At 46.1% G+C, this 512-nt stretch carries 1 protein-coding gene; it reads right to left on the reverse strand.

Annotated features, from left to right (window positions below):
• Positions 1-512 (reverse strand): L-serine ammonia-lyase, iron-sulfur-dependent, subunit alpha (locus L1D47_RS21080; RefSeq protein ID WP_239886653.1); only part of this gene is annotated, 512 nt, incomplete at both ends.

The following is a 512-nucleotide window of genomic DNA, read 5'->3' on the forward strand; positions in this document are numbered from 1 at the left end:
GTCCAATACACGGTACTTGTACAAGGCCGCCAACCGGGTCACAGGTTAGGCCTAGGTTGTGCTCCATGCCGATTTCAGCGGCGTTTTCAACCTGTACTACATTGCCACCCATGATTTCAGTAAGTGCACCTGCTGCCATTGAGCAAGCAACGCCCACTTCACCTTGGCAACCTACTTCAGCACCCGAAATTGACGCGTTCTTTTTATATAAAATACCAATTGCTGCCGCCGTTAATAAGTAACGTGTTGCGATATCACGGTCTACTTCTTTAATGAAAGTGTGATAATACATTAATACCGCTGGCAAAATACCTGCTGCACCATTGGTAGGTGCGGTAACAACACGGCCGCCGGCAGCGTTCTCTTCGTTTACTGCAAGGGCAAATAAATCAACCCAATCCATAGCACGTAATGGGTCGTTGTTTACCTCAATATTTAACTTAAGGTGTAAACTAGGGGCACGACGTTTTACTTTTAAACCACCTGGTAAGATACCTTCTGTACGCATACCA

It is taken from the genome of Shewanella sp. Isolate7 (assembly GCF_022398425.1).
Classification (GTDB): Bacteria; Pseudomonadota; Gammaproteobacteria; order Enterobacterales; family Shewanellaceae; genus Shewanella.